Genomic DNA, 24,208 nt, shown 5'->3' on the forward strand with positions numbered 1-24,208 from the left:
ACCTCTCGCCGGGGAGGATACGCCCATGCTCGACGTCACCGACGCGGAGGCCCTGGAGACGCGACGCCTCGTGGTCGAGACCGCTCGCGCCTTCGCCCAGGAGAAGCTCGCCCCCCGTGCGGCGGAGCGCGAACGCGAACGCCGCATCGAGCCCGACATCATTCGCGAACTCGGCGAACTCGGCTTCCTCGGCGCCACCATCTCGCCCGAGTGGGGGGGGGCTGGGCTCGATTCGCTCACCTACGCGATGGCGCTGGAGGAGATCGCGGCCGGTGACGCTTCGGTCTCCACCCTCGTCTCCGTGCACAACTCGCCGACCTGCACCATCCTGGAACGCTACGGCACGGAGGCCCAGAAGGAGCGCTTCCTCCGCCCGATGGCCTCCGGGCAATGGGTGAGCTGCTTCGCGCTCACCGAGCCCCAGGCCGGGTCGGACGCGTCGAACCTGCGCACGCGGGCGGTGCGCGACGGGGACGATTGGATCATCGACGGCACCAAGCAGTTCATCAGCAACGGGTCGATCGCGAAGATCTGCCTTCTCTTCGCCGTCACCGACCCCGCCGCCGGCAAGAAGGGCATCTCCTGCTTCGCGGTGCCGACCGACACGCCGGGCTACACGGTCGCGCGGGTCGAGCACAAGCTCGGCCAGCACGCCTCCGACACCTGCGCCCTCGTCTTCGAGTCCATGCGCGTGCCGGCGGAGAACCTGATCGGGGGCGAGGGAGAGGGCTACCGCATCGCGCTCTCCACCCTGGAATCGGGGCGGATCGGCATCGGCGCCCAGGCGGTCGGCATCGCGCGCGCCGCCCTCGACTACGCCATCGCCTACGCCAAGGAGCGCATCGCCTTCGGCCGGCCGATCATCGACAATCAGGCGGTCGCCTTCCGCCTGGTCGAGGCGAAGACGAAGCTCGAGGCCGCGCGTCAACTCGTCCACCTCGCCGCGCGCAAGAAGGACGCGGGCGAGAACGCCCTCGAGGCCGCCTGCATGGCGAAGCTCTATGCCTCCGAGGTGGCGGAGGAGATCTGTTCGGCGGCGATCCAGACCCTCGGCGGCTACGGCTACCTCGCCGACTATCCGGTGGAGCGGGCGTATCGCGACGTGCGCATCTGCCAGATCTACGAGGGCACCTCCGACATCCAGAAGCTCATCCTCGCCCGGAGCCTTTGAGGGCGAGCGCGCGCGCATAGACCGCGCGGCGGGCAGCACCCGTCTCCGCCGCCACACGCTCCGCCGCGTCGCGCACGGAAAGCCCCTCGGCGAGGGCGGCGCGAAGACGCCCATCAAGCTCCTCCTCGCTCACCTCCGCCCTGCCCTCGGCGGGACCGACGACGACGACGATCTCGCCCAGCACCTCCGCGCCCGCGTAGCGCGCGGCGAGCGCGCCGAGCGGCCCACGCACAACCTCCTCGAAGCGCTTGGTCAGTTCGCGCGCCACCGCCGCCGGGCGATCCTCGCCCAGGGTGTGGGCGAGGTCGTGCAGGGTTTCGGCCAACCGGTGCGGCGCCTCGTAGAGCACGAGGGTGGCGGAGAGCCCGGCGCGTTCGAGGGCGGCGAGTTCGGCGAAGCGCGCCTGCCGGGCTGCCGCCTTCGGCGGCGGAAAGCCGAGAAAGAGGAACGGCGCGGGCGGCAGGCCGGAGAGGACGAGGGCGGTGGTCGCGGCAGAGGGGCCGGGCACGCAGGTGACGCGATGGCCGGCCGCAATCGCCGCCCGAACGAGGCGGTAGCCGGGATCGGCGATCAGCGGCATGCCGGCATCGGAGACCAGCGCGATGCGCTCTCCGGCGGCGAGCTGGGCGAGGACGCGCCCGGTCATCGTTTCTTCATTATGATCACGTAGGGAAACGAGGCGTGGTGCGAGGCCGTAGCGCTGCGCCAGTTTCCGGGTGACGCGCGTATCCTCGGCGAGCACCGCATCGGCCGCGGCGAGCACGGCGGCCGCGCGCGGCGAGAGGTCGCCGAGGTTGCCGATCGGGGTGGCGACGAGGGTCAAGGTGCCGGGAGGGCCGGCCGCGTCGTCGGAACTGGAGGGAGGGGGTTCAGCCCGTGATTCGTCGCTTGCGTGCATCGGCCTTCGCCATCCTTGCATGCGTGCTGGTCGGGGCAACGGCCTGCGCCCCGCAGCCGCCGCCCGCGCGCCCCGTCGCCACCGCCCCGCCCGTTCGGGTCGACCCCTCCGCCTTGCCGTCGCCCGCCCGCCCCGCCCTCGGGCCGGACGGCAAGCTTCGCGCCGCCCTGCTGCTGCCGCTCTCCGGGCCGCAGGCCCAGGTGGGCGAGGCGATGCTGAACGCCGCTACCCTCGCCCTGTTCCAGCACGGTGGGGGCAAGGTGGAGCTGCTGCCGAAGGATACGGGGGGAGACCCCGCCCGAGCGGCAGCCGCCGCGCGCGAGGCGCTTGCCGAGGGGGCAGGCGCCATCCTCGGCCCCCTGTTCGCCTCCGAAACGGCGGCCGTCGCCTCGGTCGCCTCCCCCTCGGGGGTGCCGGTGCTCGCCTTCACCACGGACGCGACGCAAGCGCGTCCCGGGGTCTGGGTGCTGGGCCAGCTGCCCGAACCCGCGGTGCGGCGCGTGGTCGCCGCCGCCCGCGCGGCAGGGGCGGAACGCTTCGCCCTGCTCGCCCCCGACACCCCCTTCGGCCGCCTCGTTGCCGAGGCCTATGCGCGGGCGGTGGCGGACTCGGGCGGAGTCCTGGTGCGGCGGGAACTCTATGCGGGCGACAACCCGGCCCCGGCGGTGCGGCGCTTGTCCGACTACGACACTCGGCGAGGCCCGATCGACGCCCAGGTCCGGGCGGCCCGCGCCGAAGGCACGGCGGAGGGGCGTCGTCGCGCGGCGCAGATGCAGCGCGAGGCGCGCATCCCGCCCCCGCCCTTCGACGCGCTGCTGCTCGCGGACTCCGGCGATCGGCTGCGCGCGGTGGCCGCGCTCCTGCCCTTCTACGACATCGACAGCCCGCCGGTGCGCATACTCGGCACGCCGCTGCTCGCCGGCATGGCGGACGCCGGCACCGAACCCGCCCTGGTCGGGGCCTGGTTCGCCGCCCCCGACGAGACGCGGCGCGAAGCCTTCGCCGCGCGCTACCGCGAGGCCTACGGCAACGACCCTCCTCTCGTGGCCGGGGTCGCCTTCGATGCGGCGGCGATCGTCGGCGCGCTCGCCAACGCCTCGCCGCCCGATCTTTCGTCCGGCGCACTGACCCAGCCGGCGGGCTTCGCCGGCGTGCTCGGCCTGGTGCGGCTGATGCCGGACGGGACCAATCGCCGGGCCCTCGCCCTGATGGAGGTGACGCGAGATGGCTTCCGCGTGCTCGAACCCGCGCCGGAACGCTTCGACGACGTGATCTTCTGAGCGACCTCCGGGAGAGGCGAACGCCATGCCGCCGTCACTGCCCGACCGTCCGGCGAGCCCGACCCTTCTCGTCGCCGGCACCGCGGCGGCGATCGCCGCCGTGCCCGGGGCCCTGCTCGCCGGCTTCGCCGCCTTCGAGATCATCTCCGAACGCGCCGCCGCCATCCTGGCCGCCGCCTTCGCGGTCGGCGGCACCTTCGCCGGCGTCGTCGTCTATCGCGACCTCGCCCGCCTCGTGCTGACCCTGAAGCGGGCCGAGGCGGGCCAGCCGCTCGAGCATCTCCCGGTGCTGCCGCCGCTCAGGCGAATCGCCGAGGCGGCGGGACGGCTGGCCGACTCGCTCAGGGACCGCACCAGCGAGGTCGACCGGCTGGCCGGCGCGGCCGTGCGCATCGTCGAGGGCTTGCCCGACCCGCTGATCGTGCTCGATGGCGAAGCGAAGCCGATCATGCTGAACGGCGCGGCGCGGGAGCTGTTCACCCCGCCGGCGGCGGAAGGGCCCGATCTCGGTGCGCTCCTGCGCCACCCGGGCCTGCGTACGGCGGTGGAGCGGGCGGAGCGCGGCGAGCGGCCCGACGCGTTCTCCGTCACCCTGCCGGTGCCGGTGGAGCGCGAACTCATCGCCAAAGCGATCGGGCTCGACCCCCCGTTGCGCAACGGCGGGCGTGTGCTGGTCACGCTCTCCGACCGCACGCGGGAACGCCGGGTGGAGCAGATGCGGGCCGATTTCATCGCCAACGCCAACCACGAACTGCGCACCCCGCTCGCCAGCTTGCTCGGCTTCATCGAGACCTTGCGCGGCCCGGCGGCGGAGGATCGCGAGGCGCAACAGCGCTTCCTCGCCATCATGGCGCAGGAAGCCACGCGCATGTCGCGCCTGATCGACGACATGCTGTCGCTCTCGCGCATCGAGATGATGGAGCACACGGCACCCAAGGGGGTGGCGGATCTGCCAACCCTCGCCCGCCGCACCATCGAGGCGCTCGAGCCGCGCATCGCGGCACGCCGGATGCGGGTCGAACTCTCGGTCGACCCCGCGGTGCGGCCCATCGTCGGCGACCCGGACCAGCTCGCCCAGGTGGTGACCAACCTGGTCGACAACGCGGTGAAGTACGGGCGCGATGGCGGTTCGATCCGGGTGCGGGTGTTCACCACCCCCGCGCAAGGCGGACGGCCGGCCGGGGTCGCCATCGCCGTCACCGACGACGGCGTGGGCATCCCCCGCCAGCACATCCCGCGCCTGACCGAGCGGTTCTACCGGGTCGACGCGGCGCGGTCGCGCGCGATCGGCGGCACGGGGCTCGGGCTCGCGATCGTCAAGCACGTGCTGAACCGGCACCGGGGCGTGCTCGAGATCGAGAGCGAGGAGGGCAAGGGCTCCACCTTCACGGCGTGGCTGCCGGCGGTGCCGGCGGAGGCGCCTCGCGCCGTCGCCCAGCCCGCGGCCGCGTAAGCGAACAGGCCCCGCTCACTTCTGCACGGGGAGGAAGATGAACACCACCGCCGCCACCAGGCACACGGCAGCGGCGGCATAGTTCCAGGTCAGCTTCTCCCCCAGCATCCACACCGCGAAGCCCGCGAACACCGTCATGGTGATCACCTCCTGCATCACCTTCAGCTGCTGCGCGGTGTAAGGGCCGAAGCCGATGCGGTTGGCCGGCACGGCGAGGCAGTACTCGAAGAAGGCGATGCCCCAGGAGGCGACGATGGCGAGCCAGAGCGGCCAATCCGGCTTCTTCAGGTGCCAATACCAGGCGTAGATCATCAACACGTTGGAACAGACGAGCAGCACCGGGGGCAAAACCCAGGCCATCCAGGGGGCGGGGAGGGGGATCATGTCGGTTCGGCCTCGCGCTTGGGGGGAAAACGGGACAAGAGGACGAGCATCAGGATCATGCCCGGCAGGGCGGCGGCGGTGGTGAGCAGGAAGAAGCGCGTCCAGCCCATCGCCTCGGCGAGGAAGCCGCCCGTCGCGCCCAGCGTGCGCAGCGGGACCGCGGCAAGCGAGGAGAGGAGGGCGTACTGGGTGGCGGTGAAGGCGGTGCTGGTGAGCCCCGAGAGGTAGGCGACGAAGGCCGCGTCGGCGAGCCCGTCGGTCACGTTCTCCACGCCCACCTGGGCCCAAAGCAAGGGAACGGAGCGGCCGGCCTCGGCCAGCGCCACGTACATCAAGTTGGAGAGCATCTGGCCGAGGCCCGTGGCGATCAGCGCCCGCCCGACCCCGATCCGCGCCACCAGGATCCCGCCCAAGGTGACGCCGGCCAGCGTCGCCGCCATGCCGAACACGCCCGATACCGCCGCGACGTCGAGGCGCGAGAAGCCGAGTGCGCGGTAGAACGGCGCGGTCATGATCCCCGCCAGCGCCTCGCCGAGCTTGAACAGGGCGACGAAGGCGAGGATCAGCGGCCAGCCCGGGCGGCGCAGGAAGTCGCGGAACGGGTCGATCACGGCGAGCCTGAGCCGCGCCCCCCAGGACGAGGGCGGCGGCGTGCCGGGCGGCAACGGCTCGCGGGCGAGAAGGAGGGTGGTGGCGAGGCCGACCCCCATCAGGCCCGCCATGATGGCGAAGGCCGCCCGCCAGCCGGCGAGCTCGACGATGCCGAGCGCGCCCGCGTTCGCCACCAGAAGGGCGATTCGATAGCCCCAGACATAGGCGGCAAGCCCCAGCCCTTGGCGTTCCGGCGGCAGGCTCTCGATGCGCAGGGCGTCGATCGCGATGTCCTGTGTGGCCGAGAGGAAGGCGACGACGACTGCGATCAGCACCGTCGCCTGGGCGTCGCGTGCAGGGTCGGTGAAGCCCATGGCGAAGATGGCGGCCGCCAGCGCCACTTGCACCGGCGCGAGCCAGCCGCGCCGGCGGCCGAGGCGTGAAAGCGGCGGTCGGGCGTGGTCGAGCAGCGGGGCCCAGAGGAACTTCAGCGTGTAGGCAAGCCCGATGAGTGCGGTGAGCCCGATCGCGCCGAGCGACACGCCGGCCTCGGCGAACCACTGGCGGAGCGTGAACCCGGTGAGCGGCAACGGCAGTCCGGCCGAGAAGCCGAGCAGCAGCAGCACGACCAGAGGCCGATCGACGCGGAGCGCGCTCACGGATGGGAGAGCTTGATCGGGGGTGATGGGCGGAGAGGGCGATTCGGCACGCCCGCCCATGGTAGTCTCGGCCGAGACGGACGACGACAGCGGAGGGAGAACGGCGATGACGCGCAAGAGCGCCTCACCTCTGGCGAGCCCGGCCTATCTGCACCGCCGCCAGGCGATCCTCAGCGCGGGTGCCGGCGTGCTCACCGCGCTGGCCTTGGGGCTGCCGGTCGGCGGCTGCGCGCAGAACGAACAGCTCGGGCGGTCGCAGCTCATCCTGATCGACGACGAGGAGCTCGAGCGGATGTCCGACCTGGCGGAGGCCGACATTCGGCGCCGCTCGGGCGGCCCGCTGCGCGACCCCGCCCGGCAGAGGAGCCTCGAGCGCATGGCGGGCAATCTCTCCTCGGTCGAGGGCGCGCCGCAGCCGCGCAGGGGCTTCCGTCCCGAACTCCTGGCCGATCGGCAAGTGAACGCCTTCGTCCTGCCGAACGGCTATTCGGGCTATTTCGACGGCATGTGGGGCTTCGTCGGCGGCAGCCAGGACGAGATGGCGATCATCATGGGCCACGAGATGGGCCACTTGACGGGGCGGCATGCGCAGGAGCGGGTGAGCCAGCAGCTCGCCCTCTCCATCGGGGTGGCGGTGCTGGGCACGGCGGCGGCGGTCAATCGCGGCACCCGCGCCTACTCGCCGGCGATCGGCGCCGCCCTGGGGCTCGGCGCGGCGCTCGGCGGCGCAGCGTTCTCGCGCAGCCACGAATACGAGGCCGACCGGCTCGGGCTGATCTATGCCGCGCGCGCGGGCTACGAGCCGCAGGCAGCGAGCCGGTTCTGGGACCGCATGGAGGCGCAGCACGGGCGCAGCGGCGGGGTGAGTTTCCTCTCCACCCACCCCTCGCACGGGGACCGGCGCGAGCGGCTCGCCGCCCTGATGCGCGAGGACCCGGAGGTGCGCCGCGCGATGGAGCAGGGCCGGGCGCGACGCACGGCCTGAGATCGGGCAACTCCCCCCGATGCTGACACGGCTGTGCGACGGCCTCCGCCGGCTTCGCCCCGTCGAGGGGTGGTTTCGCCGGGTCGCTCCCGATCCGCGCTTCCGGGCGCTCGATCCCCGGATCCGTCGTGAGATCGGCGGCAAGAGCGCCCTTTCCCGGCAGGACTACGATACCCTGGTCGGCTACTTCGCGCTCGGCGTCGCCGCCTACCGTTCCCCCCGCTGCGAGCGCGTGCACTACCCCGGGCTTCCGGGCACCCGGGGGTGGAGTGTCGAGGGCGTCGAGGGCTTCGCACGCTCGGGGCTGCTGCTCGCCGCCTGGGTCAGCACGCGGGGCGATGAGGTCCCCACACCGGATGGCGGTCGCTTCCATGCAGCCGATCATCTGCTGCGCGGCGTTGCCGCCGGAAGCGATCCGGACTCGCCCGCCTTCTGGGGCTGGCCGGTGGATCTCGACCAACGGATCATCGAAGCGGGCGACATCGCGCTGATCGCCTGGCTGTTGCGCGATCGCCTGGACGGCGCGACGCGGCGGAACCTCGCGCGCTGGCTCACCGCCGTGCTGCCATGCCAGGTGTATGGCGGGAACTGGCACCTCGCGCCGCTGCTCGCTGGCCTCGCCGCCGCCGCCCTGGGTACGCCGCCGGACCCGAGCCTGGGCGAGCGGGTGAAGGCCCTGCAGTCGCTCGCCCTCGAGGACGGGTGGTACGAGGAAAACCACGCCGGGCGGGTCGACCACTACACGGCGTGGCAGATGCATTTCGGCCTGCCGCTCGCGGCCCGGATGGGCGAGGTGGTGGATGCGGCTTGGGTGAACGAGCGCCTGGTGCGCTTCGCCCGTGGCTTCGCCGCCTTCTTCACGCCGAACGGCGGCGTGCCGATGTTCGGCCGCAGCCTCTGCTACCGCTTCGCCGTCCCCGCCCCGCTCATCCTGGCCGCCGCGATCGCGCCCGAGGCCGTGGCGCCGGGGCTCGCGCGCCGCGCCCTCGACGTCGTGTGGGCGCACTTCATCGCCGAGGGCGGGCTTGCGCACGGCACCGTCACCCAGGGCTGCGGCGACAGGCCGGCGCCCGAGTTGTTGGAGAACTACCTCGGCCGGGGCAGCTGCCTGTGGTCCCTGCGCTCGCTGGTCGCCGCCTATCTGCAGCCGCCGACCTCGCCCTTCTGGACCGATCCGCCCCTGCCGCTGCCGGTCGAACAGGGGAGCTTCGAGCACCACCTGGCGGGGCCCGACCTCGCGGTGATCGGCGACGGAAAGAGCCTCGTGGTCGAAGTCCGGCATGGGCGCAATCGAGGCCTGCCGGAGCCGCGACGGGAGCCGATGGGGCCCGCGCGGCGCCTTGCCCAGGTGGTCTTCCGCCGGCCGTTCCGGCCCGACAACTACGCCATCAAGTACTTCCGCCCGCGCTATCGGTCGGACGACCGCTGGGCCTGACCGCGCGGACCTTTCGCGCACTTCCGCTGCGGAAAAGCGAAGCCAGGGCCGACGCCGGCCATCAGCGCGGCGTCAGCACCATGATCATCTGCTTGTTCTCCATCCGCGGCATCTGCTCGACCTTGGCGATGGGCTCGAGCTCGTTCTTCACCCGCTCGAGCACCTTCATGCCGAGGTCGATATGGGCGAGTTCGCGGCCGCGGAAGCGGAGCGTGACCTTGACCTTGTCTCCCTCCTGGATGAAGCCCTTGGCCTGACGCATCTTCACGTCGTAGTCGTGATCGTCGATGTTCGGGCGAATCTTGATCTCCTTGACCTCGACGATCTTCTGCTTCTTGCGAGCTTCGCTCTTCTTCTTCTGCTGTTCGTACTTGTACTTGCCGAAGTCGAGGATCTTGCAGACGGGAGGGTCGGCATTCGGTGAGATCTCGACGAGATCAAGGCCCATTTCACGGGCCCGCCAGAGCGCCTCCCGGGTCGGCACGACGCCGATCATCTCGCCGTCGGGTCCGATCAGCCGGACCTGGGGGATGCGGATCTCTTCGTTGACGCGCGGACCCTCTCGGGTCGGCGGCGCCAGGGTGGTCGGACGCGGTGGGATGGCGAAAACCTCCGTGCTGGTTGCGACGTGGCAAGAATGGGGCGATCAGGCCGCGGCTTCAACGGGTTCCGCGGCCCTCGCGCGCAGGTCGGGCGGGGTCGCTTCGGCGGCCAGCCGGGCGACGGCCTCATCGAGCGGCAGGATGGTCTGCGTCTCGCCGCCGAGGCGGCGCAACGCCACCGTGCGCGTCTCCGCCTCCTTCCGTCCGATGACCGCGATCACCGGCACATGGGCCAAGCTCGCCTCACGAATCTTGGCCTGGATCTTGGCATTCGAGAGGTCGGCCTCGACCGCGAGCCCGGCTGAGGCGAAGGCACGGGCGACGGCGCGGGCGTAGTCGTCCGCATCCGAGACGATGGTGGCGACCACGACCTGGGTGGGCGCGAGCCAGAGCGGGAAGCGGCCCGCGTACTGCTCGATCAGGATGCCCAGGAAGCGCTCGAAGGAGCCGAGAATCGCGCGGTGCAGCATCACCGGGCGGCGGCGCGCCCCGTCCGCCGCGACGTAGACGGCATCCAGCCGCTCGGGCAGCACGAAATCGACCTGCAGCGTGCCGCACTGCCAGTCGCGCCCGATCGCGTCGCGCAACACGAATTCGAGCTTCGGCCCGTAGAAGGCGCCCTCGCCCGGATTGAGCGTATAGGCCACCCCGGCCTTGGCGCAGGCCTCCTTCAGCGCGCCTTCCGCCTGGTCCCACACCGCGTCGGACCCGGCGCGCTTGGCCGGGCGGTCGGAGAACTTCACCGAGAACGTCTCGAAGCCGAAATCGCGATAGACCGACGAGAGGAGTTCGACGAAGCGCACCGTCTCGTCGGCGATCTGCTCCTCGGTGCAGAAGATATGCGCGTCATCCTGGGTGAAGGCACGCACGCGCATGATGCCGTGCAACGCACCCGACGGTTCGTAGCGGTGGCAGGAGCCGAACTCCGCCATGCGCAACGGCAGGTCGCGATACGAGCGCACCGTGGTGTTGAAGATCTGCACGTGGCAGGGGCAGTTCATCGGCTTCAGCGCCAGGATGCGGTTCTTCTCCGCCTCGTCCTCGACGCTGGCGAGGAACATGTTCTCGCGGAACTTCTCCCAGTGCCCCGAGGCCTCCCACAGCCTGCGATCGACGAGCTGCGGTGTGCGCACCTCCACGTAGCCCGCGGCCTCGAGGCGGCGCCGCATGTAGGCCTCGACCGTGCGATAGAGACGCCAGCCCTTCGGGTGCCAGAAGACGGAGCCGACGGCCTCCTCCTGCAGGTGGAAGAGGCCCATCTCGCGGCCGATGCGGCGATGGTCGCGCCGTTCGGCCTCCTCGAGGCGATGCAAGTATGCCTCGAGCTCCTTGCGGTCGCGCCAGGCGGTGCCGTAGATGCGCGACAGCATCGCGTTGCGGTGATCGCCGCGCCAATAGGCGCCCGCCACCTTCATCAGCTTGAAGGCGTCGCCGATCGCGGCGGTGGAGGGGCCGTGCGGGCCGCGGCAGAGATCGACCCACTCGCCCTGGCGGTAGAGCGTGATCGTCTCGCCCTGCGGCAAATCCTGAATCAGTTCGACCTTGTATTTTTCCCCCTTCGATTCGAAGAGGGCGATCGCGTCGTGGCGCGTGGTGACGATGCGCTCGAAGGGTGCGCCGCGGGCGATGATCTCGCGCATCTTCGCCTCGATCGCCGGGAAGTCCTCCGGCGTGAACGGGCGTTCGTAGGCGAAGTCATAGTAGAAGCCGTTCTCGATCGGCGGCCCGATGGTCACCTGCGCGCCGGGAAAGAGCGCCTGCACGGCCTCGGCCAGCACGTGCGCGCAGTCGTGGCGGATGAGCTCGAGCGCCTCCGGGTCCTTGCGCGTGATGATGCGCACCCGCGCGTCCTTCGTGATCGGGCGCGAGAGGTCCCAGAGCTCTCCGTCGACCTCGATCGCGAGCGCGGCCTTGGCGAGGCCCGGCCCGACGGCGGCGGCGATCTCGGCACCCGTCACCGCGCCGTCGAAACGACGCTCGGATCCGTCGGGCAGGGTGATGGCGGGCATGGGCGCGCTCGCTTCCTCGCTGGCGGCGGTCTATGGGGACGGGGCGGAGACGGCGTCAAGGCCGGCAAGCGCGGCGAGCACGGTCTGAGGCTGGAGATCGCGCAGGTCAGCCGCGCGCAGGATGCGCAAGCATTGGCCACGCGGGGCGCAGAGCGCGGGGTCGGAGGCGGCGGAGAACAGCACGACGGCGGGGCGGCCGAGAGCGGCGATCAGGTGCATCGGGCCGGTGTCGTTGCCCACCGCGAACAGGGCGCGCCGGGCAAGCGCGGCGAGCTCGACGAGCGTGGTGCGGCCGGTAAGGTCGAGGGCCGCGGGGCACGTCTGGCGGATGGCGGCGGCGAGCGGCGCTTCGGCCGCGGTGCCGACGATGACGGGGGTCGCGCCCTGCGCGGCGATTGTCGCGGCGAGCGCGGCGTAGTGTTCCGCCGGCCAGCGCTTCTCGGGGCGCTGCGGCGAGGCGCCGGGCACGAGCAGGGCGAAGCGGGCGGGGAGGCTGAAGCGAGCGAGGTCGGCATCCAGCCAGGCGAGGTCGGGCGGGGGGAAGGTGGTGATGCCGGCGGCGGCGAGCTGGTCGCGCTGGCGCTCCAGCGTGTGCATGCGGTCGCGGTCGGGGTTGGCGTGCGGGTGCGAGCATCCGCGCGCGATGCCGGACCATTCGGGCCGCGCGCCGAAGAGACGCATGAGGTGGAACAGGCGCGAGGAGCGGGCGGAGGTCTGCAGGTCGTAGACGCGGGCGTAGCCCTCGCGCGCCAGGCTGCGCGCGAGGCGCAAGCTGGCGGGGAGGTTCCAGGCCGGGGCGCGGGGGTCTTCCAGCACGCGGTCGAACCACGGCGCGCGGCGCATCAGGGCCGCGAAGGGCGGCGTGGTGAGGAGGTCGATGCGGGCACCCGGGTGGTGGGCGCGGATGGCGGCGAAGGGCCCGAAGGCCTGGATGAGGTCGCCGAGCGCGCCGTGCTTGATGACGAGGATGGGGCTCACGCCCCGGGGCTATCGGGGCGGCTCTCTTCGGGCAAGGGGGTGGGGTCGAACTCGGGCGGGTGGAAGGAGAGGCGGCGGGCTTCGTCGAGGTGTGCCGCGATGTCGCCGACGGTCAACGCCCCGCCGAGGCTGTCGTCGCTCCAGAAGTCGCGGGCGCGACGGAGGGCGGTGCGGAGGGGCACCCAACCGTCGCGTTCCAAGCCGAGATCCTGCATGACGATCGTGTTGGCGAAAATGTCGTCTTGATGCGTCTTGGACAGCGCCTCTCGCCAGTGGCCGCGTAACCTTGCGTCGAAGCCGTTCTCAACCGCCAGGGCGAACGCGAATGCGGGGAACTGCGACGCCTTTCCCGTCTCGCCGAGCCAGCGGCGAAGGTCTTCGCCGTCGCGGGCAGAGCGCGCGAGGCGGTAGAGGTTGACGAAGCGCTTGATGGCGCGCGGGGTGGAGCCGGCGATGGGAAAGAGAGCCTCGAGCACGCGCGCCTCAGCCTCCGTGAGTTCGACGCGGCGGATGATCGCGGCGCGGGTCTCGCGCGGCGTCTCGTCACCGGGCTGTGGGAGCTCGTCCGGATCGATCGCGGGTTCCGCGTCGACCGTGCCGTCCGCACGTAGGACCCTGGCGCTGGCGCTCGCCGAGAAGTGGAGTGTCGCGTGGGCCGCCAACTTCACCACGCGCGGTATCCTCACCAGCCGTTCGGCAAACGCGGCGTAACGACCGTCGCCCGGCGCAAGGCGCTGCAGCCAGAACGGCACCTGGAAGATCTTCTCGAGATACTCGCCGGGCCCCGCCCCGCTCTCGTCGAATTGCTCCCGATACTGCGCCTTCAGCGCACGCGCGAGCCAGCGCGCATCGACCGCGACGACGACCACGAACAGGCGGAACTGGAGAAGAAGCGCGATCGCCTCCAGCACGCGCACCACCTGCTCGTCGCGCAGCCGATCGAGATCGTCGATGAACAGCACGATGCGTTCGATCGTCGGCAGGGCGGGATCGGTCGGTGCGTTCGGGTCGGCTTGGCGGCGCATCAGATCGTCGAGCCGCTCGAAGCTGCGGCGCAGCCGGCCGATCAGCCCGATCTCGCGCTCGTAGGCCTTGAGTTCGTCACTCTCGTTGAGGAAGAAGCGCAGCAGAGCCGCGGGCGTGGCGGCGGCGCGGTCGAGGCTGGCGATTTCGGCCTCGGCCGCGCGCAGGTCGGCCTCGCGGGCGGCGAGCCGTGCCTCGAGCGCCTCGCGTTCGGCGGCGAGCCGCTCGCGTTCCGCGCGGAGGTCGGCCTCGGCCTTGGCGTCCGCCTCCACGGCGTCGAGCAAAGGTTGGAGAGTCGACGCCGCACGCTGGGCGTGCCAGGCGAGCGGGGCGAGAGCGGAGAGCAGCGCCGCAACGGTGGCTGCGGCTTCCGGCATCAGTCGCGGCAACAGCGTCGCAGTGGCGGCGAACAGGGCGACCGCAGCGAACAGGGGCCAGGCGAGACGGTGGCGGAAGGCGCGAAGGAGGCGGCGGGAGAGGGCGAAGCTTCGTTCGCCCGCCGCACGGATCCGCGCCACCTCCTCCGCGAGGGCATCGGCCGCCTTCGCCTCGTCCACACCAATCAGGCCGAGCGCGCGCAGGCTGGCGACGATCTCCCGGCCGCGCGTCTCGAGAACGGCCCTCGCGCGGGCAGTCGGATCGCGCTGCCGCTCGATCGTCCCCTCGAGTGCCCGGATCCGCCCCGCGAGCGCGTCGCGCGCGGCGCGGATGGCTTCCGCATCCTGCTTCGCCGCGGCGAGGCGCCGCTCCGCCTGCTCCCGCCGACCGGTGATGTCGGCCAGCAGCGCATCGGCCTTGCCGGCCCGCCCGCCATCGAAGCGCGCGATGGCATCCCGAAGCTGGGAGAAGATCTCGACCGCGAGCGAAGCCCAGAGATTGGCATCCGCGAAGGACCAGGCGTTGAAGCGCACGCGCACGACGCGGGTGACGAACGGCGTGTTCGGATCGTTCCGCCAACGGGCCTCGATCGCCGCGATCTCCTCCTCCATCAGCCGCATGAAGGTGGACTTGCCCGCGCCCCAGTCGCCGAAGATGCCGATGGCGAGCGGGGGCTCGTTCGCCCTCAGGCAGGCGAGTTCGGCGAGGCGGCGGGCGTCGGCGCGGCGGCCCAGGGCGTCGTCGCCGACGGGCTGGTCGGCGACGAAGGCCGCGGTGCCGAGCCGCAGCGTGCCGAGGAGGTCGCGCCACGCTTCGACCTCGTTCGCGATGGTGGAATCGGCTTCGAGTGCCGCGAGCAACTCCGCGCGCAGGTCCTCGGGATCGAGGGCGAGGAGCCGCTGCCAGACCCTTCCCAGCGCGGCGGACAGGGTCGGAGCGTCCGGCGGGGCGAGGAGAGCGGCAATCAGGTGCCGCGCGCTGATGCGCTCGCCGCCGCCGGTGGTGGCGCGGCAGAGGCGGAGCGCGGCGTCGAGGGCGCGCTGCGCGTGGTCGGAGAGCGGAAGAGCAGCATCGGCATCGCCGTCGTCCGGCGCGGCGACGGCCTGCACGGCGTTGGCGCCGACCCGCCGCTCGATCGCCTCGACGAGGCGTCCGGCCGACAGGGTTCCACCGCGCTCGCGAAGTCCGACGCGCAAGGCGCCGCCGATGAGATGCCTCAGGCCGAGCGTCGGAACGGGCCCGTCGGCCTTGCGTGTGGCGGGGTCGAACGCCATGGCGGCGGCACGTTCGAGCGCGGTGCGGGCGGAGAACGACCATTCGGCGCCGGTCAGCGCCTCGCCCACCGTGCGGGGCGGCCACGTGCCGTTGCCTCGCCCCGCCGCGCCCACCGCCATCCCGGAAGGCTAACGAACCGGGCTCGGAAAGGCCAGGGCGGGCCCGGCCCCGCTTCGAACCCGTCAGACCCGGCTCTCCACCGCGGGCAAGAGGGGCGCGTCCTTCGCCTTCGGATGCGAAGGGTTGCGGAAGCGAAGCTCTCCCGCCTTCGCCGCCAAGGGCTCGCCCTGGCCCAGGAGTTCGAAGCGCGAGGCGCAGGAGACGGCGATCACCGCCCGCGCCTCGGGTGCGGTGAGGAAGTTGCGCGCCGCGGCCTCGAGCTCGAGACGCTCGCGCAACGCGCGCCACTCCTGCGGCTCGGTGTCCTCGATGAACACGGCGAGGATCCCCGGCCGCGTGCCGGAGAGCCGGCCGGGAAGTTCGGCGAGCCGCCGCTGCAGCACGGCGGCGATCTCATTCGGGCGCGAGGCGCGGGCGGCGACCACGAACAGCGAGCCCTCGCCGGCGGCCACCGCGAAGTGGGTTTCCTCGCCGAACTGGGCTTTCAGCCGCTCGAGCAGCGCGCGGTGCCCGGCCTCGGCCTGGGCGACGAGCAGGGGGTCGAGGCGGAGCACGGCGGTTTCGCTGTGGTCGGTCTTGCGCTCCTCGGCCAGCAGGGCGCCGATGCGCGCCTGCACGGCGGCGAGGTTGCGCGCCGCGTCGAGACCCTCGGGCAGCGTGACCTTCAGCAGGTAGCGACCCGGGTGGCCGGCAAGCCAAGCCTGCAGGTCCGGGTTGATGCGATCGACCAGGGCGAACCAATCCGACCGGTGCACCCAGCGCCCCTCGTCGGCCGAGAACACGGCGCACACCACCTCGGCCTCGCGGCCCTCACGCGCGAGCAGGAGGTCGAACGACGCCCCGTCCTCGAAGCCGGCGAAGCGGACCTCGAAGCCGGCGAGGCGCTGGCGGGCAGCGGTGCGCAGCAGGTGGAACAGGGGCACCAGCGTGCCGTCGCCGGCGAGCGCTGCAGCGAGCCGTTCGTCGAAGCGGGCTTGCCCGGCCGGCGAGAGACGGCGCCGCACGGCGACCGCTTCGGCAGCGAGGGCAGCGACGGCGCGTTCGGCCGCCGTCGGCGCGGCGGGCTCGCTCGCCGCCAGGCGATCGAGACCGAGTTCGAGGGCGTGGCGTTCGCGCGCCACGCGGCCCGCGATGCGCTGGGACCTGATCTGGTCGGCGAGCTGCGCCATGCGCCGCCGCCAGGATTCGCGCCCGGCCATGGCGATGAACGCCTCGGCCGCCCGGCGGACCGCTTCCGGCGACGTCATCCCATGCAGGGGTGCGAGCGACATGTTGGCGGAACTCCTCGGTGCCGAGTGTCCGGGCGCGCCCCGTTCACAGACACTCAAACAGGCGTGACTGCAAATTGCGAGGCGAATTGCAGCGCAGCCGCCTCGCTCACGGGCGCGGCAGGATCGCCGCCTCCGGCGCGTCGGGGGTGAGGGCGCGTTGACGCAGCCAGGCGTCCGCCAACACGCAGGCCATCATCGCCTCCCCCACCGGCACCGCGCGGATGCCGACACAGGGGTCGTGTCGGCCGCGCGTGATGATCTCCACCTCCTCGCCCTCCGCCGTCACCCCCGGCACGGGGTTGAGGATGGAGGAGGTGGGCTTGACCGCGAAGCGCACCACGATGGGCTGGCCGGTGGAGATGCCGCCCAGGATGCCGCCCGCATTGTTGGAGCCGAACACCACCCGGCGCGACCCGTCGGGCGCCTCTTCCATGCGCATCGCGTCCGCGTTCTCCTCGCCGGAGAGGGCGGCGGCGGCGAAGCCCGCGCCGATTTCCACCCCCTTCACCGCGTTGATGCCCATCATCGCCCCGGCGAGATCGGCATCGAGCTTGGCGTAGACCGGGTCGCCGAGGCCGGGCGGCACCCCTTCCGCCACCACCTCGACGACGGCACCGACCGAGGAGCCCCGCTTGCGCACCTCGGCAAGGCGCTCCTCCCATTCGGCGGCCGCCACCGCGTCGGGGCAGAAGAACGGGTTGCGCTCCACCTCCGCCCAGTCCCAGCGCGCGCGGTCGATCGGCCACGGCCCGAGCTGCACCAGTGCGCCGCGGATGACGACGCGCTCGCCGAGGATCCTGCGCGCGACGGCGCCGGCGGCGACGCGGACCGCCGTTTCGCGGGCAGAACTGCGCCCACCGCCGCGCGGGTCGCGGATGCCGTACTTCAGCCAGTAGGTGAGGTCGGCGTGACCGGGGCGGAAACGATCCGCGATCGCATCGTAATCCTTCGACCGCGCATCGACGTTCTCGATGACGAGCGCGATCGGATGCCCCGTCGTCAGCCCCCGATACGTCCCCGACAGGATCCGCACCCGATCGGGCTCCTGCCTTTGCGTGACGAATTTGGACTGGCCCGGTCGGCGGCGATCGAGGAAGGGCTGGATGTCGTCCTCGCTGAGCGGCAGGCGCGGCGGCACGCCATCGACCACGCAGCCGATCGCCGGCCCGTGGCTTTCGCCGAAGGAGGTGAAGCGGAAGATCCGCCCGAAGGTGTTCGACACCGCGAGAGGGTCAGACGGTGCTGATGTCCGGCGCGTCGACCGCCTTCATGCCCACCACGTGATAGCCGCAATCCACGTGGTGCACCTCGCCCGTCACCCCCGAGGAAAGGTCGGAGAGGAGATACACCCCCGCCCCGCCCACGTCCTCGATGGTGACGTTGCGCCTGAGCGGGCTGTTGTACTGGTTCCATTTCAGGATGTAGCGGAAATCGCCGATCCCCGACGCGGCCAGCGTCTTGATCGGCCCCGCGCTGATCGCGTTCACCCGGATCCCCAACGGGCCGAGGTCGGCGGCGAGGTAGCGCACGGAGGCCTCGAGGGCGGCCTTCGCCACCCCCATGACGTTGTAGTGCGGCGTGACCCGCTCCGCCCCGAGATAGGTGAGGGTGAGGATCGAGGCGCCCGCCCCCATCAACGGCACCGCGCGCTGGCACACCGCGGTGAACGACCAGCAGGAGATGTCGAGGCTCTTGAGGAAGTTCTCGCGCGTGGTGTCGAGGTAGCGGCCCTTCAGCTGCTCCTTGTCCGACCAGGCGATGGCGTGGACGAGGAAATCGAGCCTGCCCCAGCGTTCGCGCAACGCCTCGAACACCGCATCGATCGAGGGCTCATCGGTGACGTCGCAGGGCAGAACGAGGTCGGAACCGACGGACGCCGCGAGCGGCTCGACCCGCTTCTGCAGCGCCTCACCCTGGTAGGTGAAGGCCAAGGTGGCGCCGTGCGCTGCACAGGCGGCGGCGATACCCCAGGCGATGGAGCGGTCGTTCGCCACACCCATGATCAGGCCGCGCCGGCCGCTCATCAGCCCGCCCGCGCGTACCGCCCGCTCCACCGTCGCGGCTTCGTCCATGCCCGCCCCGCCCCATCAAACAGGCCGCCTAGGTGGCACGCGACCGCGCGCCGGGGCAAGGGGGCTGGACAGGCCCGGGAGGCGGGCCCATCACCGGCGAACACGCCAAGAGCTGACGGAGCCGATCCGCGTGTCCGACGTCGAAGACCCCTTCGCCCGCTTCGCCGCCTGGCTGGCGGAGGCCGAGAAGAGCGAACCGAACGACCCCAACGCCTGCTGCCTCGCCACCGCCACCCCCGATGGCCGGCCTTCGGCGCGCATGGTCCTGCTCAAGGGGGCGGATTCGCGGGGCTTCGTCTTCTACACCAACCTGGAGAGCCGAAAGGGGCGGGAACTGGCCGCCAACCCGCATGCCGCGCTGTGCTTTCACTGGAAATCCCTGCTCCGTTCCGTCCGCGTCGAAGGCCCCGTCGCGCGCGTCTCCGACGAGGAGGCGGATGCGTACTTCGCCTCCCGCCCGCGGGGCTCGCGCATCGGCGCCTGGGCCTCGAAACAATCGCGCCCGCTCGAGGGGCGTTGGGCGCTGGAGAAGGCGGTCGCCGACTGGACCATCAAGTTCGGCGCCGGCGAGATTCCCCGTCCGCCGCACTGGTCGGGCTTCCGCCTCTCCCCCCGCGTGATCGAATTCTGGCGCGACCGCCCCTTCCGCCTGCACGAGCGGCTCGTCTATCGCCGCGACTCGGAGGACGAGCCGTGGCGGACCGAACTCCTCTACCCCTGACCGACTCGGCGCGCGACGAGGCCGAGGTCACCGCCTTCCTCACCCGGCTTGCCGGCCGCCCCCCGATCGAGACCCACATCTCGCGCGTCTTCGTGGGCGAGGATCGGGTGTGGAAGGTGAAGCGCCCGGTGCGCCTCTCCTTCCTCGACTTCTCCGCCTTGGCCGCGCGGGAACGCTTCTGCCGGCGCGAGCTCGGCCTCAACGCCCCGCACGCGCCGGGGCTCTATCGCGGCGTCGTCCCCATCGTCCGCCGCCGCGACGGCGCGCTTGCGCTCGGCGGCGAGGGCGAGGTGGTCGAGTGGGCGGTGGAGATGGCCCGCGTGCCGGAGGCGGACTTCCTCGACCGGGTGGCGGAACGCGGCGCGCTCACCGCGGGCTTGCTCGATGCGATCGGCGATGCAGTGGCGGCGATGCACGCCGCCCTCCCGCCGGCGCGGAGTGTCGATGCCGCCGCCGCGATGGCGCGGGTGATCGCCGGCAACGCGCGGGCGGCGCGCGAGGCGGGCCTCGCCGGCGCGGTGGTCGCCGCCTGGGAGCAGCGGGCGCTCGCCTGGCACCGCCGCCTCGCCGCCTGGTTCGCGGCCCGAGCCCGCGCGGGCTTCGTCCGCCGCGCGCATGGCGACCTGCATCTCGCCAATCTCTGCCTCTGGCAGGGCCGGGTGGTGCCGTTCGACGCGCTCGAGTTCGACGAGGAGCTCGCCACCATCGATCTCGGCTACGACCTCGCCTTCCTGCTGATGGATCTCGAGCGGCGGGCGGGCCGGGCGGCGGCCAACCGCGTGCTGAACCGCTATGTGGCGCGCACGGGCGATGCGGCGCTGGTGCGGGGCCTGCCGCTTTGGCTCTCCTCCCGCGCCATGATCAGGGCCCATGTCGCCGCGCGGATGGGGCGGGCCGCCGATTCAGGGGACTACCTCGATCGGGCGATGGCGTTTCTCGCCCCCCCACCTGCCCTTCTGGTCGCGATCGGCGGGCTGCAGGGAACGGGCAAATCCACCCTCGCCCGCGCCCTCGCGCCCGACCTCGGCCCCGCTCCCGGCGCGCTCGTCCTGCGCTCGGACGAGATCCGCAAGCGCCTCGCCGGGCGGGCTCCGGAGGAGCGCCTGGGGGCCGAGGCCTACACGGCGGAGGCCTCGCGCGCGGTCTACGGGGAACTCATCCGCCTCGCCGACGCGACGATTGCCGCCGGCCACGCCGCGATCGCCGATGCGGTCTTCCTCCGCCCGGAGGAACGCGCGGCGATCGAGGCCGCGCGCGGCGAAGCCCCCTTCGTCGGCTTCTGGCTGCACGCGCCCCCCGAGGTGCTCGAGGCGCGGCTCGCTGCCCGCGTCGGCGACGCCTCGGATGCCGACATCGCCGTGCTGCGCGCCGCCCTGAAGCATGATCCGGGTCCGATCGCCTGGGTCAGCCTGGATGCCGCCGCGCCCGATCTCGTCGACCGCGCCCGGCACTTGCTCCCGAAACCGTGATCGCGTCGTGGCGAGCGTGCTAGAGAGGCGCCCGTCACGCCCTGTGGAGACCCGCGCATGGCCTACCGCAAGCTCCTGTTGCCCGTGATCGGCAGCGCCGCCGGCGAGGCCGCGCTCGCCACCGCCTTCCTCGCCGCCCGGATCTGGCGCGCCCACGTCCAGGGGCTGCACGTGCGGCTCGATCCGCGCGATGTCGCACCCCTTGCCGGCGAGGGCCTGTCCGGGGCGATGATCGAGGAGATGATGAGTGCCACCGAACGCGAGGCGGCCGAGCGCGCGCGCAAGGTGGAGGCGCTCTTTTCCCGCTTCGTCGAGCAGAACGGCGTGCCGATGGTCGCCGACCCCGCCCAGGCCTTCTCCGCCGGCACGGTCACCGCCTCCTTCGCCACCGTGGTCGGGCGCGAGGAGGAGGTGGTGGCGCACCAGGCGCGGCTTGCCGACCTGGTCGTGCTCGCCCACCCGGAGGCCGACGACGACGTCTCCACCTCGGACGCCCTGCACGCGGTCCTGTTCGACTCGGGACGGCCGGTGATGGTCTCACGCCGCACCGCCCCCGAAACGATCGGCCGGCGCGTGGCCATCGCCTGGAACGGCACGGCGGAGTCCTCGGCCGCCGTCGCCGCCGGACTGCCCTGGATCGAGCGGGCGGAGGCCGTGCGCGTGCTGCACGCCGAGGAGTATCAGCGGCGGGGGCCGGACGTGTCGGGGCTGATCGACTACCTCGCTTGGCACGGGGTGGCGGCGGAGTCCCGCGCCTTCAAGCCGATCGGCTCCGCGGGTGGCGCCGTCGGCGCGGGGCTGCTCGCCGCCGCCGCCGAGTTCGGTGCCGACCTCCTGATCATGGGCGCCTACAGCCACTCCCGCCTGCGCCAGTTGATCCTCGGCGGCGTGACCCGGCACGTGCTGGAGCACGCCGATGTCACGCTCCTGATGAACCGCTGAGCGGCGGGGCAGCCCGCCGCCGCAGCGATCGACGGCGCTCAGACTCCCTTCACCGCCGACTCGCCCGTCGTCAGCCAGTGCTCGTACAGCACGGCGAGCGCGGCGGAGGCCATGCGGGCGCGGGCATCGTCCGCCCGGCTGGTCAGCATCACCGGTACCCGCGCGCCGAGCACCAGCCCCGCCGCATCGGCGCGGGCGACGAAGGTGAGGTTCTTCGCCAGCATGTTGCCGGCCTCGAGGTTCGGTACCACCAGCACTTCGGCCCGCCCGGCGACGAGGGAGGTGATGCCCTTGGTGCGGGCGGCGTCGAGGTCGATCGCATTGTCCATGGCGAGGGGCCCGTCCACGATGCCGCCCGTGATCTGCCCGCGCTCGGCCATCTTGGACAGCGCGGCCGCCTCCACCGAGGAGGGGATCGCCGGGTTCACCGTTTCCACCGCGCTCATCACCGCCACCTTCGGCTTCTCGATGCCGATCGCGCGCGCGAGGTCGATCGCGTTCTGCACGATGTCGGCCTTGGTGAGCAGATCGGGCAAGATGTTGATCGCGGCGTCGGTGACGATCAGCAGGTGGTTGATTCCCGGTGCATCGAGCACGAAGGCGTGGCTGATGCGGCGCTTGGTGCGCAGGCCGCCGTCGCGCTTGACCACCTCGTGCAGGATCTCGTCGGAATGGAGCGCCCCCTTCATCAGGGCGCGCACCCGGCCCTCGTGCACCAGCGCGACACCGCGTTCGGCCGAGGCGTGGCTGTGCGGCGTTTCCACGATCTCCACGCCGCTGATGTCGATCCCGTGCTCCTGGGCGACCTTCTCGATCCGCGCGCGGGGGCCGACCAGGAGGGGCACGATCAGCCCCGCCTTCGCCGCCTCCATCGGCCCCGCCAGCGAGGCCTGATCGCAGGGATGGACGACGGCGGTGGCGAGCGGCGGAAGGCCCGAACAGGCGGCGATCAGACGGTCGAACTTCACCTGCCGGCGCAGCGACAGGATCGGCAACGCGGCATCATCGAGCGTCATCCGCTTCGATGGCGCGATGACCTCCGCCTCGCCTTCGGCGATGACGACGCCATCCTGGTTCACCACGCGCCCGTCGAAGACGATCACGTTGTCGGCGAGCTTGAGCTTCGCCGTCATCGTCACCGTCAGCGTGTCGCCGACCTTGGCGCGGGCGGCGAAGTGCACGGTCTGGCGGCGATAGAGCGTGCCGGGGCCGGGGAGCTTGTTGCCGAGCACGGAGGAGAAGAGCGAGGCGACCAGCATGCCGGGCGCCACCGCCTCCTCGTCGTCGCCTTCGCCTTGCTTGCCCGGCAGATGGATCGGGTTGAGGTTGCCGGAGGCGTGCGCGAACAGCACGAGGTCGTCGGCGGTGATGGTCCTGACCTCGGAGGCGGTGTCGCCGACGGCAATCTCGTCGTAGGTGCGGTTGATGGCCTGGACGGGCTTCATGGGATCGCTCCCGCGCTGCGACAGCCGCGTCCCTAGCCCATCCCGCCCCACCGCTGCCATGGCGGGATGATGACGGTTGCCGCCCGCTTCACTCGGGCAGGGCGTTGAACAGCATCAGCGCGAGGAAAGCCTCGCCCGGCTCGCGCCCGGGGAAGTGGCGGGCGGCGATGCGCACGAGCTCGCCCGACCGCGCGGCCTCGGCGATCACGCGGTCGGCCAGCACGCGCAGTTCCCGCGCCCCCGGGCGTACGGCAAGCGCATAGGTCTCGAGCCCGAGCACGCGGTCGGCGATGGCGAGCGCGGCGGGGTCGGCGGCCTGACCGCGCAAGCTGACCAGGATCTCGAGGTCGGCGGCGTAGGCATCGGTCAGCCCCGCGGTCAGCGCGGCGAGCCCGTCCTGATGCGTCGCCGCCTCGATGATCTGGGCGGCGAGTTCTCCGCGCGCGACGCGTTCCCGCAGCAGCCGCTCGGCCGTGGTGCCGGCGAGCACGCCGATGCGCCGCGGCGCCTGCTCCGGTGCGCCCACGCCCTTGCCGCCGAGCGGGGGAAGCCGCACCGCCCCGGGCGCGAGGCGCACCATCAGGCCAGGGCCGGTGACGAAGGTGGGCAGCGTGAAATCGGCGTGGTCGAGACGGGAGAGGGTTCGGCTCGTCGCCTCGCAGAGGAGGTCGATCCGTCCCTCGGCGAGGGCGGCGAAGCGGTTGCCGGCGTCGATGGCGACGAACTGGGCGGTGATCGGCCGGCCGGTGGCGCGCGCGGCCCGCTCCACCACCGCACGGCAGAGATCGACCGCGTAGCCCGCATAGCCGCCCGCTCCGTCCGCCGCCGAGAAAGGGGCGGCGTCGGCGCGCACGCCGAGCCGAAGCGTGCCGCGCTCCGCCGCCTCGCGCAGCGCATCGGCCGCGGCGAGGGAGGGGGTGATCAGCGCGGCGGCGAGCAGGGCGGCGGCGAGGCGCGACATCGGGCGGGGGCTTCGGGAAACTAGCGTGTGGCGCCCTATCGCGCGCCCGACCCCGGTCGGCAAGACGGAGCGGAGCCGTGGGGTCG

20 protein-coding genes are annotated in these 24,208 nt (G+C 72.3%); 8 read left to right on the forward strand and 12 right to left on the reverse strand.

The genetic code is table 11. From position 1 onward, the window contains the following. Nucleotides 1-25: 25 nt before the first annotated feature. Nucleotides 26-1,171, forward strand: coding sequence for an acyl-CoA dehydrogenase family protein (locus tag DWB05_RS00365; RefSeq protein ID WP_114373784.1), 1,146 nt, complete (start codon nt 26-28; stop codon nt 1,169-1,171). Here DWB05_RS00365 and rsmI read toward each other — a convergent pair. After that, nucleotides 1,149-2,069, reverse strand: coding sequence for a 16S rRNA (cytidine(1402)-2'-O)-methyltransferase (gene rsmI, locus DWB05_RS00370; protein WP_114373786.1), 921 nt, complete (start codon nt 2,067-2,069; stop codon nt 1,149-1,151). The genes DWB05_RS00365 and rsmI overlap by 23 nt on opposite strands. Here rsmI and DWB05_RS00375 point away from each other — a divergent pair. Continuing rightward, the gene (locus DWB05_RS00375) at nt 2,048-3,349 is read left to right on the forward strand and encodes a penicillin-binding protein activator (protein WP_157967010.1); all 1,302 of its coding nucleotides are present in this window, start codon (nt 2,048-2,050) and stop codon (nt 3,347-3,349) included. The two genes, rsmI and DWB05_RS00375, sit on opposite strands and share 22 nt — an antisense overlap. 25 nt (nt 3,350-3,374) lie before the next feature. Beyond that, entirely contained in the window at nt 3,375-4,802 is a 1,428-nt protein-coding gene (locus tag DWB05_RS00380; RefSeq protein ID WP_114373792.1) for an ATP-binding protein, read from the forward strand. A gap of 15 nt (nt 4,803-4,817) precedes the next feature. On the opposite strand, the gene DWB05_RS00385 is transcribed toward DWB05_RS00380, so the two are convergent. Continuing rightward, a complete protein-coding gene (locus DWB05_RS00385) occupies nt 4,818-5,186 on the reverse strand; it encodes a DMT family protein (RefSeq protein WP_114373795.1) in 369 nt (122 codons plus the stop codon). Beyond that, nucleotides 5,183-6,436, reverse strand: a complete 1,254-nt coding sequence (locus DWB05_RS00390) for an AmpG family muropeptide MFS transporter (RefSeq protein WP_232818329.1) — start codon at nt 6,434-6,436, stop codon at nt 5,183-5,185. The genes DWB05_RS00385 and DWB05_RS00390 overlap by 4 nt, the downstream gene beginning before the upstream one ends. Nucleotides 6,437-6,542: 106 nt before the next feature. Between DWB05_RS00390 and DWB05_RS00395 the strand changes: the two genes are divergently transcribed. Then, complete coding sequence (locus tag DWB05_RS00395) at nt 6,543-7,421, forward strand: M48 family metallopeptidase (protein ID WP_157967011.1); 879 nt, start codon at nt 6,543-6,545, stop codon at nt 7,419-7,421. A gap of 19 nt (nt 7,422-7,440) precedes the next feature. Beyond that, the gene (locus tag DWB05_RS00400; protein ID WP_114373804.1) at nt 7,441-8,856 is read left to right on the forward strand and encodes a DUF2264 domain-containing protein; all 1,416 of its coding nucleotides are present in this window, start codon (nt 7,441-7,443) and stop codon (nt 8,854-8,856) included. A gap of 61 nt (nt 8,857-8,917) precedes the next feature. On the opposite strand, the gene infC is transcribed toward DWB05_RS00400, so the two are convergent. The 7 genes from infC to fabI all read right to left on the reverse strand — a co-directional run bounded on the left by infC (nt 8,918) and on the right by fabI (nt 18,584). After that, nucleotides 8,918-9,436, reverse strand: a complete 519-nt coding sequence (gene infC, locus DWB05_RS00405; protein ID WP_232818344.1) for a translation initiation factor IF-3 — start codon at nt 9,434-9,436, stop codon at nt 8,918-8,920. A gap of 66 nt (nt 9,437-9,502) precedes the next feature. Then, nucleotides 9,503-11,467: a threonine--tRNA ligase gene (gene thrS / locus DWB05_RS00410; protein WP_114373812.1), complete on the reverse strand. Its 1,965-nt coding sequence runs from the start codon at nt 11,465-11,467 to the stop codon at nt 9,503-9,505. Nucleotides 11,468-11,497: 30 nt separating this feature from the next. After that, nucleotides 11,498-12,445, reverse strand: a complete 948-nt coding sequence (locus tag DWB05_RS00415; protein ID WP_114373815.1) for a glycosyltransferase family 9 protein — start codon at nt 12,443-12,445, stop codon at nt 11,498-11,500. After that, complete coding sequence (locus DWB05_RS00420; protein ID WP_114373818.1) at nt 12,442-15,240, reverse strand: P-loop NTPase fold protein; 2,799 nt, start codon at nt 15,238-15,240, stop codon at nt 12,442-12,444. Before DWB05_RS00420 ends, DWB05_RS00415 begins: the two co-directional genes overlap by 4 nt. A gap of 63 nt (nt 15,241-15,303) precedes the next feature. After that, a complete protein-coding gene (locus tag DWB05_RS00425) occupies nt 15,304-16,512 on the reverse strand; it encodes a hypothetical protein (RefSeq protein WP_114373821.1) in 1,209 nt (402 codons plus the stop codon). 106 nt (nt 16,513-16,618) lie between these two features. Next, nucleotides 16,619-17,734 (reverse strand): chorismate synthase, encoded by a 1,116-nt coding sequence (aroC, locus tag DWB05_RS00430; RefSeq protein WP_114373824.1) that lies wholly within the window; start codon nt 17,732-17,734, stop codon nt 16,619-16,621. A 10-nt stretch (nt 17,735-17,744) separates the two neighbouring features. Then, nucleotides 17,745-18,584 carry an enoyl-ACP reductase FabI gene (gene fabI / locus DWB05_RS00435; RefSeq protein WP_232818330.1) on the reverse strand — a complete coding sequence of 280 codons (840 nt, stop codon included), beginning with the start codon at nt 18,582-18,584 and terminating at the stop codon, nt 17,745-17,747. 130 nt (nt 18,585-18,714) lie between these two features. Between fabI and pdxH the strand changes: the two genes are divergently transcribed. The 3 genes from pdxH to DWB05_RS00450 are packed head-to-tail and all read left to right on the forward strand — an operon-like array spanning nt 18,715 to nt 21,716. After that, nucleotides 18,715-19,305 (forward strand): pyridoxamine 5'-phosphate oxidase, encoded by a 591-nt coding sequence (gene pdxH / locus DWB05_RS00440; RefSeq protein ID WP_198669007.1) that lies wholly within the window; start codon nt 18,715-18,717, stop codon nt 19,303-19,305. Further along, entirely contained in the window at nt 19,278-20,774 is a 1,497-nt protein-coding gene (locus DWB05_RS00445; protein WP_232818331.1) for a bifunctional aminoglycoside phosphotransferase/ATP-binding protein, read from the forward strand. Before pdxH ends, DWB05_RS00445 begins: the two co-directional genes overlap by 28 nt. A 57-nt stretch (nt 20,775-20,831) precedes the next feature. Next, on the forward strand, nt 20,832-21,716 hold the full coding sequence (locus tag DWB05_RS00450; RefSeq protein WP_114373831.1) for a universal stress protein: 885 nt from the start codon (nt 20,832-20,834) through the stop codon (nt 21,714-21,716). Between the two features lie 38 nt (nt 21,717-21,754). Here DWB05_RS00450 and DWB05_RS00455 read toward each other — a convergent pair whose 3' ends face one another. Beyond that, nucleotides 21,755-23,161, reverse strand: a complete 1,407-nt coding sequence (locus tag DWB05_RS00455; RefSeq protein ID WP_114373836.1) for a bifunctional enoyl-CoA hydratase/phosphate acetyltransferase — start codon at nt 23,159-23,161, stop codon at nt 21,755-21,757. Between the two features lie 88 nt (nt 23,162-23,249). Then, complete coding sequence (locus DWB05_RS00460; RefSeq protein WP_114373839.1) at nt 23,250-24,122, reverse strand: transporter substrate-binding domain-containing protein; 873 nt, start codon at nt 24,120-24,122, stop codon at nt 23,250-23,252. Nucleotides 24,123-24,208 lie beyond the last annotated feature (86 nt).

This window comes from Elioraea thermophila (ex Habib et al. 2022) (genome assembly GCF_003336755.1).
Classification (GTDB): domain Bacteria; phylum Pseudomonadota; class Alphaproteobacteria; order Acetobacterales; family Acetobacteraceae; genus Elioraea; species Elioraea thermophila.

Coding starts and splice junctions, on each gene's coding strand:
- DWB05_RS00365 (WP_114373784.1), top strand. CDS start 26: ATGCTCGACGTCACCGACGCGGAGGCCCTGGAGACGCGACGCCTCGTG.
- rsmI (WP_114373786.1), bottom strand. CDS start 2,069: ATGCACGCAAGCGACGAATCACGGGCTGAACCCCCTCCCTCCAGTTCC.
- DWB05_RS00380 (WP_114373792.1), top strand. CDS start 3,375: ATGCCGCCGTCACTGCCCGACCGTCCGGCGAGCCCGACCCTTCTCGTC.
- DWB05_RS00385 (WP_114373795.1), bottom strand. CDS start 5,186: ATGATCCCCCTCCCCGCCCCCTGGATGGCCTGGGTTTTGCCCCCGGTG.
- DWB05_RS00395 (WP_157967011.1), top strand. CDS start 6,543: ATGACGCGCAAGAGCGCCTCACCTCTGGCGAGCCCGGCCTATCTGCAC.
- DWB05_RS00400 (WP_114373804.1), top strand. CDS start 7,441: ATGCTGACACGGCTGTGCGACGGCCTCCGCCGGCTTCGCCCCGTCGAG.
- thrS (WP_114373812.1), bottom strand. CDS start 11,467: ATGCCCGCCATCACCCTGCCCGACGGATCCGAGCGTCGTTTCGACGGC.
- DWB05_RS00420 (WP_114373818.1), bottom strand. CDS start 15,240: ATGGCGGTGGGCGCGGCGGGGCGAGGCAACGGCACGTGGCCGCCCCGC.
- DWB05_RS00425 (WP_114373821.1), bottom strand. CDS start 16,512: ATGTCGCTCGCACCCCTGCATGGGATGACGTCGCCGGAAGCGGTCCGC.
- fabI (WP_232818330.1), bottom strand. CDS start 18,584: ATGGACGAAGCCGCGACGGTGGAGCGGGCGGTACGCGCGGGCGGGCTG.
- DWB05_RS00450 (WP_114373831.1), top strand. CDS start 20,832: ATGGCCTACCGCAAGCTCCTGTTGCCCGTGATCGGCAGCGCCGCCGGC.
- DWB05_RS00455 (WP_114373836.1), bottom strand. CDS start 23,161: ATGAAGCCCGTCCAGGCCATCAACCGCACCTACGACGAGATTGCCGTC.
- DWB05_RS00460 (WP_114373839.1), bottom strand. CDS start 24,122: ATGTCGCGCCTCGCCGCCGCCCTGCTCGCCGCCGCGCTGATCACCCCC.